At 72.5% G+C, this 15,392-nt stretch carries 15 protein-coding genes; 5 read left to right on the top strand and 10 right to left on the bottom strand.

Features of this window, described 5'->3' with window-relative positions; all coding sequences use genetic code 11:
- Positions 1–48 precede the first annotated feature (48 nt).
- The gene (locus ACIBAF_RS04630; RefSeq protein WP_399461639.1) at positions 49–507 is read left to right on the top strand and encodes a DUF6314 family protein; all 459 of its coding nucleotides are present in this window, start codon (positions 49–51) and stop codon (positions 505–507) included.
- On the opposite strand, the gene ACIBAF_RS04635 is transcribed toward ACIBAF_RS04630, so the two are convergent.
- From ACIBAF_RS04635 to ACIBAF_RS04645, 3 genes are all read right to left on the bottom strand, one after another.
- A complete protein-coding gene (locus ACIBAF_RS04635) occupies positions 489–1,082 on the bottom strand; it encodes a histidine phosphatase family protein (RefSeq protein WP_399461640.1) in 594 nt (197 codons plus the stop codon). The two genes, ACIBAF_RS04630 and ACIBAF_RS04635, sit on opposite strands and share 19 nt — an antisense overlap.
- Before the next feature lie 97 nt (positions 1,083–1,179).
- Positions 1,180–1,614 carry a GNAT family N-acetyltransferase gene (locus ACIBAF_RS04640; RefSeq protein WP_399461641.1) on the bottom strand — a complete coding sequence of 145 codons (435 nt, stop codon included), beginning with the start codon at positions 1,612–1,614 and terminating at the stop codon, positions 1,180–1,182.
- Between the two features lie 18 nt (positions 1,615–1,632).
- On the bottom strand, positions 1,633–3,096 hold the full coding sequence (locus ACIBAF_RS04645) for a PLP-dependent aminotransferase family protein (RefSeq protein WP_399461642.1): 1,464 nt from the start codon (positions 3,094–3,096) through the stop codon (positions 1,633–1,635).
- Between ACIBAF_RS04645 and ACIBAF_RS04650 the strand changes: the two genes are divergently transcribed.
- Both ACIBAF_RS04650 and ACIBAF_RS04655 read left to right on the top strand, forming a co-directional pair.
- Complete coding sequence (locus tag ACIBAF_RS04650) at positions 3,095–4,042, top strand: DMT family transporter (RefSeq protein ID WP_399461643.1); 948 nt, start codon at positions 3,095–3,097, stop codon at positions 4,040–4,042. The two genes, ACIBAF_RS04645 and ACIBAF_RS04650, sit on opposite strands and share 2 nt — an antisense overlap.
- A 99-nt stretch (positions 4,043–4,141) precedes the next feature.
- Positions 4,142–4,345, top strand: coding sequence for a DUF1918 domain-containing protein (locus ACIBAF_RS04655; RefSeq protein ID WP_319335025.1), 204 nt, complete (start codon positions 4,142–4,144; stop codon positions 4,343–4,345).
- 12 nt (positions 4,346–4,357) lie between these two features.
- Here the strand turns inward: ACIBAF_RS04655 and ACIBAF_RS04660 are convergent, their stop codons facing one another.
- Entirely contained in the window at positions 4,358–5,596 is a 1,239-nt protein-coding gene (locus tag ACIBAF_RS04660; RefSeq protein WP_399461644.1) for a glycoside hydrolase family 10 protein, read from the bottom strand.
- A 181-nt stretch (positions 5,597–5,777) separates the two neighbouring features.
- On the opposite strand from ACIBAF_RS04660, the gene ACIBAF_RS04665 reads away from it, so the two are divergent.
- On the top strand, positions 5,778–6,650 hold the full coding sequence (locus tag ACIBAF_RS04665; RefSeq protein ID WP_399461645.1) for a 3-hydroxybutyryl-CoA dehydrogenase: 873 nt from the start codon (positions 5,778–5,780) through the stop codon (positions 6,648–6,650).
- A 183-nt stretch (positions 6,651–6,833) separates the two neighbouring features.
- The gene (locus ACIBAF_RS04670; protein WP_399461646.1) at positions 6,834–7,091 is read left to right on the top strand and encodes a hypothetical protein; all 258 of its coding nucleotides are present in this window, start codon (positions 6,834–6,836) and stop codon (positions 7,089–7,091) included.
- On the opposite strand, the gene ACIBAF_RS04675 is transcribed toward ACIBAF_RS04670, so the two are convergent.
- The 6 genes from ACIBAF_RS04675 to ACIBAF_RS04700 all read right to left on the bottom strand — a co-directional run bounded on the left by ACIBAF_RS04675 (position 7,088) and on the right by ACIBAF_RS04700 (position 15,257).
- Entirely contained in the window at positions 7,088–7,627 is a 540-nt protein-coding gene (locus ACIBAF_RS04675; RefSeq protein WP_399461647.1) for an NUDIX hydrolase, read from the bottom strand. The genes ACIBAF_RS04670 and ACIBAF_RS04675 overlap by 4 nt on opposite strands.
- 98 nt (positions 7,628–7,725) lie before the next feature.
- The gene (locus tag ACIBAF_RS04680) at positions 7,726–9,066 is read right to left on the bottom strand and encodes a transcriptional regulator (protein ID WP_399461648.1); all 1,341 of its coding nucleotides are present in this window, start codon (positions 9,064–9,066) and stop codon (positions 7,726–7,728) included.
- Between the two features lie 312 nt (positions 9,067–9,378).
- Positions 9,379–11,937, bottom strand: a complete 2,559-nt coding sequence (locus ACIBAF_RS04685) for a phenylalanine--tRNA ligase subunit beta (protein WP_399461649.1) — start codon at positions 11,935–11,937, stop codon at positions 9,379–9,381.
- The gene (pheS, locus tag ACIBAF_RS04690; protein WP_399461650.1) at positions 11,937–13,058 is read right to left on the bottom strand and encodes a phenylalanine--tRNA ligase subunit alpha; all 1,122 of its coding nucleotides are present in this window, start codon (positions 13,056–13,058) and stop codon (positions 11,937–11,939) included. The genes ACIBAF_RS04685 and pheS overlap by 1 nt, the downstream gene beginning before the upstream one ends.
- A gap of 151 nt (positions 13,059–13,209) precedes the next feature.
- On the bottom strand, positions 13,210–14,343 hold the full coding sequence (locus tag ACIBAF_RS04695) for an ATP-binding protein (protein WP_399461651.1): 1,134 nt from the start codon (positions 14,341–14,343) through the stop codon (positions 13,210–13,212).
- Between the two features lie 53 nt (positions 14,344–14,396).
- Positions 14,397–15,257, bottom strand: a complete 861-nt coding sequence (locus tag ACIBAF_RS04700; RefSeq protein ID WP_399461652.1) for a TrmH family RNA methyltransferase — start codon at positions 15,255–15,257, stop codon at positions 14,397–14,399.
- Positions 15,258–15,392: the final 135 nt, after the last annotated feature.

Here is a 15,392-nt window from a genome sequence, read left to right on the forward strand (position 1 = left end):
CGCGTCAATGGGGCGTGCAGCAATGGATGTGACGGAGGGCGGCTGGAGATGGGCGAGTTCCGGCCAGTTCCGGAGGTACTGGTGTACCTCGCGGGGAGCTGGCGGGTGCAGCGGTCGGTGCGGGACCGGGCGAGCGGCGACGAGGGCCGCTTCGACGGGATCACGGTGTTCAGCGCGCTGAAGGAGGGCGGCCCGGGCCACGACGGTCTGCTGCACGAGGAGTCCGGCGCGTTCGTCTGGCTCGGCGTCGCCCGGCCGGCGGAGCGCACCCTGCGCTTCCTGCCGGGGCCGACGCCCGGCACGGCCGACGTGCGGTTCGCCGACGGCCGCCCCTTCCACGACCTGGACCTGACGAGCGGCCGGCACATCGCCGACCACCCTTGCGCGGCGGACCTCTACCGGGGCGAGTTCACCGTCCGGGACACGGACCACTGGCGGACGGTCTGGCGCGTGGCCGGACCGAGCAAGGACCTGTTGCTCACCACCGACTACGTGCGGGTGGGCTGAACCGAGGCCCCTTCGAGCCGCAGGTTCCAGCGGCCGCCCCGGCCGGTGACGGTGGTCGCCGACAGCGGGCGTACGTCGATGTTCCAGTACGTCGACGGAGGCGCCTTGAGCGCGTACACCACCGCGGCCCGGATCACGCCGGGCTCGGCGACCGCCACGATCCGGTCGCCGTCCCCGAGCGGACGGGTGTCGAGCCAGTCGCCGACCCGGGTGATGAAGTCCAGCAGGGACTCGCCGCCGTGCGGCGTGGCCAGCGGGTCGGCCAGCCAGGCGTCCACGGCGGCCGGCTCGCGGGCCATCGCCTCGCCCAGAGTGAGCCCTCGCCAGCGGCCCATGGCGCAGTCCCGCAGGGCGAGTTGCACGAGCGGGGCGTAGCCGAGGGCGTCGCCGGTGGTGCGGCTGCGCGGGGTGGGCGAGCAGTAGCGCAGCTCGGCGGCGGCGAGGGGCAGGAGGTCGGGGACCACCCGCTGCACCTCGTCCCAGCCCGCCTGGTCCAGCGGCCGGTCGTCCTCGAAGCGTTCCGCGAGCAGCGAGGAGCTGCGAGCGGCGGCGACGAACGTGACCCGAAGTGGCATGCGGTGATGGTGAGCCGCACAACTGCGCAGGTCAAGGGGTGTCGGCCGACGGATCCGGGAATTCTTACCGGCGAGTCAGGCCCGGTCGGACAAGTCGCTAGAAAACGAGCGCCATCCACTGGTCGGGCTTCTCCAGCGCCGCGAAGCCGACCTGTTCGTACACCCCGTGCGCGTCGTGCGTGGCCAGCAGCATGCGGCGCAGCCCGTGCGGCCGCAGGTGGTCGCGTACGGCGGCGACGAGGGCGGTGCCGAGGCCCTTGCCCCGGGCCGCCGGATCCACGTACACGTCGCACAGCCACGCGAAGGTCGCGAGGTCCGTGACGACCCGCGCGTAGGCGACCTGCTCCCCCGACGCGGTCTCGTAGACGCCGAAGTTCAGCGAACCGGCGATCGCCCGGTCCTGCTTCGCCCGATCGCGCCCGATCGCCCAGTACGCGTCCGTGGACAGCCAGCGGTGCACGCGCCCGGCGTCGACGCGGGCGGGGTCGGTGGACATCTCGTAGCCCTCGGCGAGGGGCAGGGTGTCGTTCATGCGGGGATCCTCACCGCATCACGGCCGCCGTGTCGAACCGTTTCCGGGGAGCGCCTCGTCGGCCGCCGCCCGCAGCCGCCGTACCCCCTCCGCGATCTCGTCCGTCCCGGCGACGGCCGCGAAGCTCAACCGCACATGAGCGGCCGGGGGTTCGGCGCTGAAGTAGGGGCGGCCGGGGGTGAGGGCGACGCCCGCGCGCAGGGCGGCGGACGTGAACGCGCTCTCGTCCGTGCCCTCGGGCAGCCGCAGCCACAGGTGGTAACCGCCGGACGGGATGTGCGGGAGGGCGAGTTCGGGCAGCCGCAGCCGCAGCGCCGAGGTCATCGCGTCCCGCCGGACCCGCAACTCGGCGGCGACCGCCCGCAGATGACGTGGCCAGGCGGGCGAGCCGACGAGTTCGAGGGCCGCCTCCTGGAGCGGGCGGGGCACGAAGAAGGTGTCGACGACCTGGATGGCGCGCAGCCGCTGAAGAACCGGACCGCGGGCGGCCAGGGCGCTGACCCGGAAGCTCGGCGAGGTCGCCTTGGTGAGCGAGCCGACGTGGACGACGACGCCGTCGGGATCGTCGGCGGCGAGCGGACGCGGCAGCGGTCCGGCGTCCTCGTGCGCGAGCCGCCGCACGAAGTCGTCCTCGACGACGAAGGCGCCCGCCTCCCGCGCGATGCGCAGCACCTGCGCGCGCCGGCCGGCCGCGAGGACGGCGCCGGTCGGGTTCTGGAACAGCGGCTGGCAGACGAAGACCCGGGCGCCGGTCGCCCGGAACGCGTCGGCGAGCAGCTCCGGTCTCACCCCGTCCGGGTCGACCGGGACCGGTACCGGGCGCAGTCCCGCCGAGCGGGCGATCGCGAGCATGCCGGGGTAGGTGGGCGACTCGACGAGCACCGGCGCGCCGGGCGGGGCGAGGGCGCGCAGGGCGGTGGTGAGGGCCGCCTGACCGCCCGCGCTGACCAGCACCTCGGCCGCGGTGACGGAGCCGCCGATGGTCCGCGCGAACCACTCGCGCAGCTCGGGCAGCCCCTCCATGGGCGGCCGCCCCCACGCTCCGGGCCGCCGCCCGGCCCGCGCCAGGGCCGCGGCCATCGCCCGCTCCGGCTGCAGCGAGGGATGCAGATAGCCGCCGTTGAACTCGACCACGCCGGGCGGCGGGGCGGCCAGCGACACCGTGACCCCGGAGGCGTCCACGGAGCGCGGGACGAGGTCGGCGGCGCCGTCCGCGCTGAGCGCGACCTCCTGCCAGGACGTGTCGCCGGCCGGCGTGCCGGTCGTCCCCGTCGGCCGCGCCCGGAACGCGCCCGCGCCGGGCCGGGTCACCACCAGCCCCTCGGCGGCGAGCTGCGCCAGCGCCCGCGAGACCGTCACGGGGCTCACCCGAAACCGTTCGACCAGGGCCCGGCTCGACGGGAGCTTTCCACCGGGAGAGTAGCGGTCGAACTCCCGGCGCAGCCGATCCGCCAGCTCACCCACACTGCTACGCTCTTGCATGAAGACACAGAATAGCGCTACTGACCGGCCCGCGATAGCGGTCAGCACCCCGGACGCCGGGCCACGCACGGCGGACGCCCCGCCGCAGTCGAGCCGGCTCGGCACCCTGCTCGCCGCCCTCGGCGTCGTCGCGTTCTCCCTCACCTTCCCCGCGACCGTCTGGGGTCTTGAGGGCTTCGGCCCCTGGTCGCTGGTGGCCACGCGCAGCGTCCTGGCCGCGCTGATCGCGGGCACGTGTCTGCTCGCGCTGAAGGTTCCGCTGCCCGCCCGGCGGCACTGGGCGGGGCTCGCCGTCGTGGCCGCCGGGGTCGTCGTCGGCTTCCCGCTGCTCACCACGCTCGCGCTGCGGACCTCCACCACCTCGCACGCCGCCGTCGTGGTCGGTCTGCTGCCGCTGACGACCGCGCTGCTGTCCGCCCTGCGCATGGGCACCCGCCCCTCCCGCACCTTCTGGGCGGCGGCCCTGGCCGGCGCGGGCGCGGTGGCGGCGTTCACCGTGCAGCAGAGCGGCGGCGCGCTGACCACCGCCGACCTGTATCTGTTCGGGGCGCTGCTGGTGTGCGCGGCCGGCTACACCGAGGGCGGTCGGCTGGCCCGGGTCATGCCGGGCTGGCAGGTCATCGGCTGGGCCCTGGTGTGCTGCCTGCCGCTGAGCGTGCCCGCCGCCGCGCTCGCCCTGGCCCACGAGCCCGTCCGGCTGACCGCGCACAGCGTGGCCGGGCTGCTGTGGGTCGCGGCCGGCTCGCAGTTCCTCGGCCTGGTCGTCTGGTACCGGGGCATGGCCGCCATCGGCATTCCCAAGGCCAGCCAGTTGCAGTTGTCCCAACCCCTGCTCACACTGGTGTGGTCGGTGCTGCTGCTGGGCGAGCACCTCACGCCCGCCGCTCCGCTGACGGCCGCGGCCGTGCTCATCTGCATCGCGGTCACGCAGCGGGCGCGCGGCTAGCGCCGTGCCGGGCGTCGCGGGGCGGTGAGCCTTCCGGTTCACGGCACCGGCTCGGCAGAACGTGCCGCCGCTTCCGCATCCGGTGAGGAGGCCCCACAGATGCGCGCAACCAAGGGCGACCAGCTTGTCCAGCACGGCAGGGTGGTCGGCCAACACGACAAGGTCGGCGAGATCGTCGAGGTACTGGGCCAGGGAGGCAACCCCCCGTACCGCGTCCGCTTCGAGGACGGGCACGTGGGCCTGTGCTCGCCCGGCCCCGACACGGAGATCCGCCACAGGACGGCCGAGGAACGACGGCGGTAGGCCGACGGCAGATCAGCGCGGGGGCTCCGCCGACTGCTGGTAGTGGTCGGCGACCACCCGCGCCATCGCCCCGATCCGGTCCGTCTTCACGTCCTTGGCGGCGAAGAAGACATGCCCGCGCACCTGCGGGTGCGCGGCGGCCAGGTCGAGGTGGTCGGACAGTTCCGCCGGGTCCTGCCAGGCGGCTGGCTGGGTCGGGTCGCCCGCCCGGTACAGGGCCTCGCCGATGTAGAGCCGTGTGCGGCTGCCCTTCGCCACCTCCGCCCACCAGGGCACGAGGGTGGCGTAGTCGGCGGCCGACTGGCCGATGTTCCAGTAGAGCTGCGGGACGACGTAGTCGATCCAGCCCTCCCGCACCCACTTGCGGGTGTCGGCGTGGATGTCGTCGTACGACTGCAGCGCCCGGGTGTCGGAGCCGCGCGAGTCGGTGGAGGCGTTGCGCCACACGCCGAACGGGCTGATCCCGAACTGGGTGCCGGGCCGTACGGCCTTGATCCGGGCGGCCGTCTCCAGCACCAGCTTGTCGATGTTGTCGCGCCGCCAGGCGGACCGGCTCGTGAAGGCGCCGCCGTAGGCGTCGTACGCGGCGTCGTCGTCGAAGCTCTGGCCGGCCACCGGGTAGGGGTAGAAGTAGTCGTCGAAGTGCACGGCGTCCAGGGGGTATTTCTTCACGGCGTCGAGGATCGCGTCCTCGACGAAGGCGCGGACCTCGGGCAGCCCCGGGTTGTAGTAGAGCTTCCCGCCGAACGGCACCACCCAGTCCGGATTTCTGCGGGCCGGGTGGGAGGCGATGAGCTTCGTGGGGTCGTCGTGGACCGCGACCCGGTACGGGTTGAACCAGGCGTGCAGCTGCAGACCCCGCGCATGGGCCTCCGTGACGGCCGTGCCCAGCGGGTCCCAGCCCGGCGCCTTGCCCTGGACGCCGGTGAGGACCTGCGACCACGGCTCGTACGGCGAGGGCCACAGGGCGTCGGCCGTCGGCCGCACCTGCAGGACGACGGTGTTGAGCCGTCTGCGCACCGCCAGGTCGAGCCAGGCGATCAGCTCGCTGCGCTGCGCGGCGGCGGTCAGTCCGGTGCGGGACGGCCAGTCGCGGTTGGTGACCGTCGCCAGCCACATCCCCCGCATCTCGGTCGTCGCCCCCCGCTCGTCCGTCGTCCGCCGCTCCCCCACGGGAGCGGCCGCCGCCCCCGTCGTAGTGAACGCCGACAGCGCTGCCAGCGCGAACGCCCGCCGGGTCAGTCGCCCCATCGCACACATCCCCACATACTCCGCGGATCCGCTCGGTCACGGATCGTATCGGGGCCCAGCATGCCCCCACCCCGGCGATCGATCATCGATACCTGCTAGTAACGTGCACGATCGGAGCAGGCCGACCGGAATCCGGCGGACCTGTCACAGCCATCAGAGTCAGCACGGCGAAAGGGACGATGTGACGGGCACCCCAGCGGGAGACATCTCACGGGTCGGCGTGGTCGGCTGCGGCCAGATGGGGGCGGGCATCGCCGAAGTCTGTGCCCGCGCCGGACTCGACGTCAAGGTCGCCGAGACCACCGGCGAAGCCCTGGAGATCGGCCGTACCCGGCTGTTCAACTCCCTGTCCAAGGCCGCCGAACGCGGCAAGATCTCCGAGGAGGAGCGGGACGCGACGCTGGCGCGCCTCAGCTTCACCACGGACCTCGGCGAGTTCTCCGACCGCGACCTGGTCATCGAGGCCGTGGTCGAGAACGAGCAGGTCAAGACCGAGATCTTCCAGGTCCTCGACCAGGTCGTGACCCGCCCGGACGCGATCCTCGCCTCCAACACCTCCTCCATCCCGCTGGTGAAGCTGGCGGTCGCCACCTCGCGGCCCGACCAGGTCGTCGGCATCCACTTCTTCAACCCGGCCCCGGTGCAGAAGCTCGTCGAGCTGATCCCGGCGCTGACCACCTCCGAGGGCACGCTCGGCCGGGCGCAGCTGTTCGCCGAGAAGCTGCTCGGCAAGCACGCGATCCGCGCCCAGGACCGCTCCGGCTTCGTCGTCAACGCGCTGCTGATCCCCTACCTGCTCTCCGCGATCCGGATGTTCGAGACGGGCATCGCCAGCCGCGAGGACATCGACAACGGCATGGAGCTGGGCTGCGCCCACCCGATGGGCCCGCTGAAGCTGTCCGACCTGATCGGCCTGGACACCGTCGCCTCGGTCGCGCAGTCGATGTACGACGAGTACAAGGAGCCGCTGTACGCCGCTCCCCCGCTGCTTCAGCGCATGGTGGACGCGGGCCGGCTGGGCCGCAAGACCGGCTCGGGCTTCTACACGTACTGATGACCCACCGTGTTCGCCGCGGGCCCGGCGCTCTTCGGAGTGCCGGGCCCGTTCGCTTCACCCACCGTGTGCGCACCGGGCCCGCATATGCCCGGCGCACACGCTCCCCGTCGGCCCACCAGGCGAGTTGACTCATCATGCCCATGCAAGGGGTGTGAGACGACTACGGAAAGGAGCGGACACGTGACCGCCGATCCCGAGCATCCCGTCGTCCATGGAGAACTCGCAGAGTTACGGCGCCGGCTCGATGTGGCGTACGCCCGCGTCGAGGGCGGGCTGGCTCTGCTGACGCACCGCACCGAGGAATCCGCCAAGGAGATCGACGAACTGAGCACCCGCATAGTGACGCTGGAACACGCACGCTGGCCGCTGCCGGCCATCGCCGCCCTCACCGCCGTCGGCGCACTGGTCGTGACGGTCTGGCAGGCCCTGGCCCACTAGGGTGCGACAGCGGGCCTCAGGTGGTGCAGCAACATCAGCGCGGCCGCCATGTTGGCGGCCGGGACCTCCCCTCGGGCGACCAGGTCGGGAACGAGCTCGAGGGGGACCCACTCCCGGCGGTCCGACTCGAAGTCGTCCACCGGGTGTCCCACGTACTCGCCCCTGTCCGACCAGTAGATGTGGTGGACGGCGTCGGTGAGCCCGTTGGACGGCTCCACGCTCATCAGGTGGTGCAGCGGCCCCGGTCGCCAGCCGGTCTCCTCCTCGAGTTCCCTGGCGGCCGCGCGGGCGATGTCCTCACCGTCCTCGACCACGCCCGCCGCGAGTTCCCACCCCCAGCTGTCGGTGATGAAGCGGTGGCGCCACAACAGCAGGACCTCGTTGGCCTCGTTCACGACCGTCGCCACCGCGACGGGCCTCAGCCGGATGAGGAAATGATCGAGATGCCGGCCGTCCGGCAACTCCACATCTGCCAGGTTGACGCTGAACCAGCGGTTTTCATACACAGTTTGTTCGTTCTGTTTCGTCCACTGCACGGTTCTGCCACCTTCCGTCGAGTAAGTGGCAATATCGCAGCAGGAACTATGCAGCGTCGGCGTAGCTACCTGTGTCCGGCTACCCCGTCATACTCCGCCTACAGCGGTACGCGCAGCGCCCCGTCGATGAGTTCGGCGGCCTCGGCCGTGCCGGCGCAGCCGCTGCGGACCAGGTGTTCGCGCACCGCCCGAAGTCTGTCGCGCACGCGCTGGGACTCCATTCCCCGCGCCTGCTCGGCCATCCGCACGGCGGTGACCACCGCCTTGTCGGTGTCGCCCTGCCGCAGTTCGATCGTGCTGAGCATGGCGAGCCGGTGCACCCGCCCCCGGTCGTGCGACGGGTTGTCGACGGCCGCCGCGGCATGCTCGGCGGCCGCCGCGAGGTCGCCGAGACTGAGCAGCGCCTCCGCCACCTGGACGTTGACCAGGCCCGGCTGGACATAGCCGGTCTCGTCGGGCTCGCGTCCTGGCCGGATGCGTTCGGCGGCCGTCTGCGCCCGCCGGATGCACGACAGGGCGCTCGTGCCGTCGCCTAGGTGGGCGTACGCCTTGGCCTGCATCGCGTACAGGTCGGAGGCGAGCGCGGGCGTGATGTGCGGGCCCGCCGCCCGCAGCGCGGCCTCCGCGAAGGCGACGGCCTGCCGGTACTCCCGCATGAACAGCGACTGGTTGACGAGGAGCGCGATGACGTACGCCCCGAGTCCCCGGTCGCCGCTGGCCTTTGCCAGCCGCAGCGCCTGGTGGAAGTAGCGCTGGGCGAGGCCGTGCGCGTCGGAGTCGTAGGCGCAGATTCCGGCGACGGCGACCAACCCGCCAGTGGCCCGGTGCAGTTGACGGCCCGTCTCGTCGGCGTAGCTGCCCCGCAGTAACGGTGCGGCCTCCGCGTTCAGGAAGCCGACGATCCGGCTGCGGGTCGCGATGCCGCCGGCCTTGCGGTACATCTGCTCGTAGTGGGCGCGGGCGGCGCGCAGCATCTCGATGTCGGCGGAGGTGACGCGATGCCGGCCGCCGCGGGAGACGTCCACGTCCTCCGGCGGGTTCTCCCACTCCCACACCGGCATCACGGCCGGCGTGCCGGTGACGGCGGGCGCGCCCAGGATGTGCGGGCGCTGCTGCTCGTCGGAGCGCCACAGGGCGGTGGCCCGCTCGACGAAGCCGGACAGCGAGGTGCCGTGCGGGCTGGACGGCTCCCCCGGCACGCCGAGACCGATGTCGTCGAGGGTGACCGGCCGGTGCAGGCGGGTGGCGAGCACCTCGCAGATCAGGTCGGGCACCTGGCCCCGCGGCCGCTGGCCCTTCAGCCACCGCGCCACCGCCGTGTGCTCGTACCGCAGCGCGAGTCCGCGGGCCCGGCCGGCCTGGTTGACGTGGGCGGCGAGCCCCGCGTGCGAGATGCCCGCCTCGTCCAGGATCGCGTCGAGCAGAGTGTTGGGCTGCATGGGTGGCCCCCCGGTACCTCGGTGCCGTCAGCGTAGTGGGTCCGTCCTCACACGGGGTGTGAACGGAGTGCGCGCATCCGCAGGGTGTGCGCGCTGTCGCAGAGCGTTTCCGGCCGGTTGACTGGAATGCCTCGCAAGAGGTTCGCCGGGCCGTCGGCTCCCCCTCGAAAAGCGGCGGCCCGGCGATTGGCTCCGCGGGTTCGGCCGGAGGCTACCGGTGCGGTGTCGACTGGTCGCGCAGTTCTCCGCGCCCGTAGAAGCAGAATCGGACCGGCCCCGAAAGGCCGGTCCGATTGCCGCTCAGGGGTTGTGTCAGCCCCGCAGCACTGCCCCGGTCCGATCGCCCGCAAGAGCAACGGCGGCATCCCGGGCGGCCGACGCCTCGTCGACGGTCAGAGTCCGATCGCCCGCACGGAAGCGCAGCGCGTACGCCAGCGACTTCCGCCCTTCACCGAGCTGATCCGCGTTCTCGTAGACGTCGAACAGCCGGATCCCCTCCAGCAGTTCGCCCGCGCCCTCGCGCAGCGCGGCCTCGACCTCGGCGTGCGGCACGAACGTGTCCACGACGAGGGCGACGTCCTGCGTGGCCACCGGGAACGTGGAGATGCTGGGCGCCTGCGGCGTGTCGTCGCCGACCTGCTCCAGGACGTCGAGGTTCAGCTCCATCGCGCAGGTCCGCGCGGGCAGCCCCAGCGCCTTCAGCACCCGCGGGTGCAGCTCACCGGCATGGCCGACGACCCGCTCCGCGCCCTCGACGATCACGACGAGCTCGGCGCAGCGACCGGGGTGCCACGGCCCGTACTGACCGCTGCGGACGATCAGCTCGGCCCCGGCCTCACGGGCGACGGCCCGCGCCGACTCGATCGCGTCGGCCCAGTCCGACGGACGGCCCTTGCCCCACCAGCCGGCCTGCTCGCGGGCGCCCGCGAGGACGGCGGCGACATGGCGCGGCTGCTCGGGCAGCACGGCGTCGAGCGAGGCCAGCTCCTCGTCGGTGGGCCGGCGGTCGACCGGGAGGTGACCGGCGACGCCGGCCTCCTCGCGCGGGAGGAAGACCAGGCCGGTCTCGAACAGCGCCAGGTCGTGGCTGCCCCGCCCGTCGTTGCGCCGCAGGGCGCCGAGCAGGCCCGGCAGCAGCGACGTGCGCAGCGCGGGCTCCTCGTCGCTCAGCGGGTTGGTGAGCTTGACGACGCGGCGGGCCGGGTCGTCGGCGTCCAGACCGAGCTGGTCGAAGACCTGCTCGCTGATGAACGGGTAGTTCGGCGCCTCGACGTAGCCGGCCCCGGCGAGGGCACGGCCGACGCGGCGGTGCAGGCGCTGGCGGTGGGTGAGGCCGCGGCCCGAGGGGAGCTTGGGCAGCGTGGAGGGCAGGTTCTCGTAGCCCTCCAGCCGGATGACCTCCTCGGCGAGGTCGTTGGCCTCGACGAGGTCGGGTCGCCAGGACGGGGCGGTGACGATGAGCTCGTCCTGCCCGTAGACGTCGCAGCCGATCTCCTGGAGGCGACGGACGACGGTCTCCCGGCCGTAGACGACGCCCGCGACCTTGTCCGGGTGGTCCGCCGGGACGCTGATCGTGTGCGGCGCGGACGGGGCGATGATCTCCGTGACGCCCGCGTCGGCCGTACCGCCGGCGAGCAGCACCAGCAGGTCGACCGTGCGCTGGGCGGCGGCCGCGGCGGCAGCCGGGTCGACGCCGCGCTCGAAGCGGCGCGACGCCTCGGAGGACAGCTTGTGGCGACGGGCCGTGCGCGCGATCGACACCGCGTCGAAGTGGGCGGCCTCGATGACGACGTCGGTCGTGGTGTTCCCGCCGTTCTCGGCGGCGGTGGGGGTCCCCCCGGTCGAGCGAAGTCGAGACTGGGGGAGGTCGGCGATCTCGGTGTCGGCGCCGCCCATGACCCCGGCGAGGCCGATGGGACCGCGGTCGTCGGTGATGACGAGGTCCTCGGCGTGCAGTTTGCGGGTCACTCCGTCGAGGGTGACGATCTGCTCGCCCTCACCGGCCCGGCGGACGCCGATGGCGCCCTGGACCAGCGAACGGTCGTAGGCGTGCAGCGGCTGGCCGAGCTCCATCATCACGTAGTTGGTGATGTCGACGGCGAGCGAGATGGGGCGCATGCCGACCTTCTGGAGCCGGCGCTGCAGCCAGATCGGGGAGCGCGCCTCGGGGCTCAGACCGGTGACGGTGCGGGCGGTGAAGCGGTCGCAGCCCATCGGCTCGGAGACCTGCACCGGGTAGCCGAAGGCGTTCGGCGCCGGTACGTCGAGCAGGGCGGGGTCGCGCAGCGGCAGCCCGTAGGCGATGGCGGTCTCGCGGGCGACGCCGCGGATGGACAGGCAGTCGCCGCGGTTGGCGGTGACGGCGATGTCCAGGACCTCGTCGACCAGCTCCAGGAGCTCGATGGCGTCCTTGCCGACCTCGGTCTCCGGCGGCAGCACGACGATGCCGTGGCTGCCGTCGTCGCCCATGCCCAGCTCGTCGCCGGAGCAGATCATGCCGTGGGACGTCTTGCCGTACGTCTTGCGCGCGGCGATGGCGAAGTTGCCGGGGAGGACGGCGCCCGGGAGGACGACGACGACCTTGTCGCCGACGGCGAAGTTGCGGGCGCCGCAGACGATCTCCTGCGGCTCACCGGTGCCGTTGGCCGTGCCCACGTTCACCGTGCAGAAGCGGATGGGCTTCTTGAAGCCCTCCAGCTCCTCGATGGTCAGCACCTGACCCACGACGAGCGGGCCCTTGAGGTCGGCGCCGAGCTGCTCGACGGTCTCGACCTCAAGGCCGGCGGAAACGAGCTTGGCCTGCACGTCACGGCCGGTCTCGGTGGCCGGCAGGTCGACGTACTCCCGCAGCCAGGAAAGCGGGACCCGCATCAGATCTCCATCCCGAACGGCCGAGTGAACCGGATGTCACCCTCGACCATGTCTCGCATGTCTTCGACGTTGTGGCGGAACATCAGCATCCGCTCGATGCCGAACCCGAAGGCGAACCCGCTGTACTTCTCCGGGTCGACGCCGCAGGCGGCCAGCACCTTGGGGTTGACCATGCCGCAGCCGCCCAGCTCGATCCAGCCCTCGCTGGAGCAGGTGCGGCAGGGGCGGTCGGGGTTGCCGACGGACTCGCCGCGGCAGACGTAGCACACCATGTCCATCTCGGCGGACGGCTCGGTGAAGGGGAAGAAGTTCGGCCGCAGCCGCGTCTTCATGCCCTCGCCGAACAGCGACTGGACCATGTGGTCCAGGGTGCCCTTGAGGTCGGCCATCGTCAGGCCCTCGTCGACGGCGAGCAGCTCGACCTGGTGGAAGACCGGGGTGTGCGTGGCGTCCAGCTCGTCCGTGCGGTAGACGCGGCCGGGGCAGATCACGTACACCGGCAGCTCGCGCTCCATCAGCGAGCGGATCTGCACCGGCGAGGTGTGGGTGCGCAGCACGACACCGGACTCGGTGCCGCCCTCAGGGCCCTGTACGAAGAAGGTGTCGGCCTCGCCGCGGGCCGGGTGGTCCGGGCCGATGTTCAGGGCGTCGAAGTTGAACCACTCGGCCTCGACCTGCGGGCCCTCGGCGACCTCGTAGCCCATGGCCACGAAGACGTCCTCGATGCGCTCCGACAGCGTGGTGAGCGGGTGCCGGGCGCCGGCGGGCACCCGGTCGTGGGGCAGCGTGACGTCCACCGCCTCCTCGACCAGCACGCGCTGGTCCCGCTCCGCCTCCAGCTCCTCCTGGCGCGCGGCGAGACCCTTGTTCACGGCGCCGCGGGCCTGGCCGACGAGCTTGCCGGCGGCGGCCTTGGCGTGCGGGGGCAGGGCGCCGATCTCGCGATTGGCGAGGGCCAGCGGGGAGGAGCCGCCGGTGTGGGCGACCTTCGCCTCCTGGAGCGCTTCGAGGGAGTCCGCGGCGGCGAAGGCGGCGAGCGCCTCGTCCCGCATGCGCTCGATCTCTTCCGGTTTCAAGGCCTCGACCTCTACAGGGTCGTACGACTTATTCGGTGCCGACATCTCTTCCCGTGCTTCCGATTGGGTGGCTGAAGGTCCCCGTCACCGACTCACGCAGAGGTCAGAGGGCCGTCCATGGGACACAAAGGTGCCAAAGGCCGAGTCTAACGGGGTGGAGGTACACGCATGCGCCCGCGGGCGGCTGGGCCGGTTCTCAGGTGAGATACGCGGGGGCGCCCACGGGCAACGTAAATCGGAACTCGGCGCCGCCGCCGGGGGCGCGGCCGACCGTGATGGTGCCGCCGTGGGCTTCGACGATGCCCTTGACGATGTACAGCCCGAGGCCCGTGCCGCCGCGCTTGCTGCCCCGCCAGAAGCGGGTGAAGACGCGGTTCATGGACTCCTCCGGGATGCCTGCGCCCTCGTCGCTCACGGTGACCGACGTACCGGTGTCCTCCCCTTCCCGGGGGGACGCGGTGGGCGTGATGTCGATCGTGACGGTTCCCTCGCCGTGGCGCACCGCATTTTCGATGAGGTTGCTGAGGACCTGGTCGACCTTGTCGGGGTCGGCCCACAGGTCGGGCAGCGGCTGCACGAGACGCAGCAGGAACCGGTCGGCGGGCTGCCCTGCGGCGACGTAGGCCTGGATGTGCCGTCCTACGGCCGCGCCTATGTCGACGGGCTGGCGGCGCACCTCCAGCCGTCCGGAGTCGATGCGCGAGATGTCGAGCAGTTCGGCGATGAGCCGGGTGACCCGGTCGGCGTCGGCGTCGACGGTCTCCAGCATCAGCCGCTTCTGGTCGTCGGTGAACCGCGACCACTTGGCGAGCAGGGTGGCGGTGAAGCCCTTGACGGAGGTGAGGGGCGAGCGCAGCTCGTGGGCGACGGTGGCGATCAGCTCGGCGTGGCTGCGCTCGGTGCGGCGGCGGGCCTCGGTGTCGCGGATCGAGACGACGACCCGGCGCACGGGGCCGGTGGGTTCGGTCCGGACGTACCGGACGGTGACGAGCACCTCGCGGCCGCCCGGCAGCAGCAGGTTGCGCTCGGGCTGGCCGACGCGGATGGCGAGGCCGCCGTAGGGGTCGGTCAGCTGCCACCAGCGGCGGCCTTCGAGGTCCTCTAATGGCAGGGCCTTGTCGAGGCGCTGTCCGAGGGCGTCCGCGGCGGGGATCGCGGTGATGCGCTGGGCGGCGGCGTTGAAGCAGATCACGTGCCCGTGCTCGTCGGCGACGACGAGTCCGTCGGGCAGGTCGTCGGGGTCGATGCCGAGTCCGGCGAGGTCACCGGCCGGCCGTGGCGTGGGCGGCACGGCCTGTGCATCCCGTGTACTGCTCATGCCGACGCTCATTCCCCGTACCCCACCTCTCAGCCGACTGAGGGGCCCCCGAGCTGGTCACCCTACTAGCTCTCGGTGACGGAGCGGCACCCTCCGGAGGCGCGCTGTGCACGGGCCGATGCATAGAGACATACGGCGGCGGCGGTCGCGAGGTTCAGGCTTTCGGCCTTCCCGTGGATCGGAACCCGTACGACGGCGTCCGCGAGGTCGCGGGTCTCCTCGGGGAGTCCCCAGGCCTCGTTGCCGAACACCCAGGCGGTGGGCCCGCCCATGGTGCCCTTGTCGAGCTCGTCGTCGAGGTCGTCGTCCCCGGCGCCGTCGGCGGCGAGGATCCGCACCCCGGCCTCCTTCAGCCCGGCCACGGCCCGCTCCACGGGCACCCCGACGGCGACGGGCAGATGGAACAGCGACCCGACGGAGGCGCGGACGGCCTTGGGGTTGTAGAGATCGACGGAGGCGTCGGTGAGGACCACGGCGTCCGCCCCGGCGGCGTCGGCGCAGCGCAGGACGGTGCCGGCGTTCCCGGGGTCGCGCACATGGGCCAGCACGGCGACCAGCTTCGGCCGGGCGGTGAGGATCTCCTCGAAGGGCGTGTCCAGGAACCGGCAGATCCCGACGAGCCCCTGCGGGGTGACGGTGGTGGAGATGTCCTCGATGATCTGCTCGTCGGCGAGGTGCACCCGGGCGCCGGCGCCTCGCGCCTCCCCGATGATGTCCGCGTACCGCTCCGCGGCCTCGACCGTGGCGAACAGCTCCACGAGCGTCGCGTCGCCGTCGGCCCGGTGCGCGGCCGCCTCCCGCACGGCCTGCGGCCCCTCCGCGAGAAACAGCCGCTCCTTCCCCCGGAAGTTCCGCCGGGCGAGCCGCCGCGCGGCGGACACCCGGGGAGAGCGGGGGGAGATCAGCTCGGGGCTGGCGGAGGACATGTACTGGCTCACCTTCGGCGACGGGGTCGACCGGGGGCCGACCTGAGTGGACTTCCCAGGGGCGCGGGGAACTGCGCGACCGGCCACAGCGGGCCCGCGGCCGACCGGCGGCCATGGCGTCCGCAGCAAAGGACC

The organism is Streptomyces sp. NPDC051677 (assembly GCF_044453465.1).
Taxonomy (GTDB): domain Bacteria; phylum Actinomycetota; class Actinomycetes; order Streptomycetales; family Streptomycetaceae; genus Streptomyces.

Bases quoted from the DNA above. Each gene is read 5' to 3' on its own strand.
- ACIBAF_RS04630 (WP_399461639.1), top strand. From the start codon at position 49: ATGGGCGAGTTCCGGCCAGTTCCGGAGGTACTGGTGTACCTCGCGGGG.
- ACIBAF_RS04635 (WP_399461640.1), bottom strand. From the start codon at position 1,082: ATGCCACTTCGGGTCACGTTCGTCGCCGCCGCTCGCAGCTCCTCGCTG.
- ACIBAF_RS04640 (WP_399461641.1), bottom strand. From the start codon at position 1,614: ATGAACGACACCCTGCCCCTCGCCGAGGGCTACGAGATGTCCACCGAC.
- ACIBAF_RS04650 (WP_399461643.1), top strand. From the start codon at position 3,095: ATGAAGACACAGAATAGCGCTACTGACCGGCCCGCGATAGCGGTCAGC.
- ACIBAF_RS04645 (WP_399461642.1), bottom strand. From the start codon at position 3,096: ATGCAAGAGCGTAGCAGTGTGGGTGAGCTGGCGGATCGGCTGCGCCGG.
- ACIBAF_RS04655 (WP_319335025.1), top strand. From the start codon at position 4,142: ATGCGCGCAACCAAGGGCGACCAGCTTGTCCAGCACGGCAGGGTGGTC.
- ACIBAF_RS04660 (WP_399461644.1), bottom strand. From the start codon at position 5,596: ATGGGGCGACTGACCCGGCGGGCGTTCGCGCTGGCAGCGCTGTCGGCG.
- ACIBAF_RS04680 (WP_399461648.1), bottom strand. From the start codon at position 9,066: ATGCAGCCCAACACTCTGCTCGACGCGATCCTGGACGAGGCGGGCATC.
- ACIBAF_RS04685 (WP_399461649.1), bottom strand. From the start codon at position 11,937: ATGCGGGTCCCGCTTTCCTGGCTGCGGGAGTACGTCGACCTGCCGGCC.
- pheS (WP_399461650.1), bottom strand. From the start codon at position 13,058: ATGTCGGCACCGAATAAGTCGTACGACCCTGTAGAGGTCGAGGCCTTG.
- ACIBAF_RS04695 (WP_399461651.1), bottom strand. From the start codon at position 14,343: ATGAGCGTCGGCATGAGCAGTACACGGGATGCACAGGCCGTGCCGCCC.
- ACIBAF_RS04700 (WP_399461652.1), bottom strand. From the start codon at position 15,257: ATGTCCTCCGCCAGCCCCGAGCTGATCTCCCCCCGCTCTCCCCGGGTG.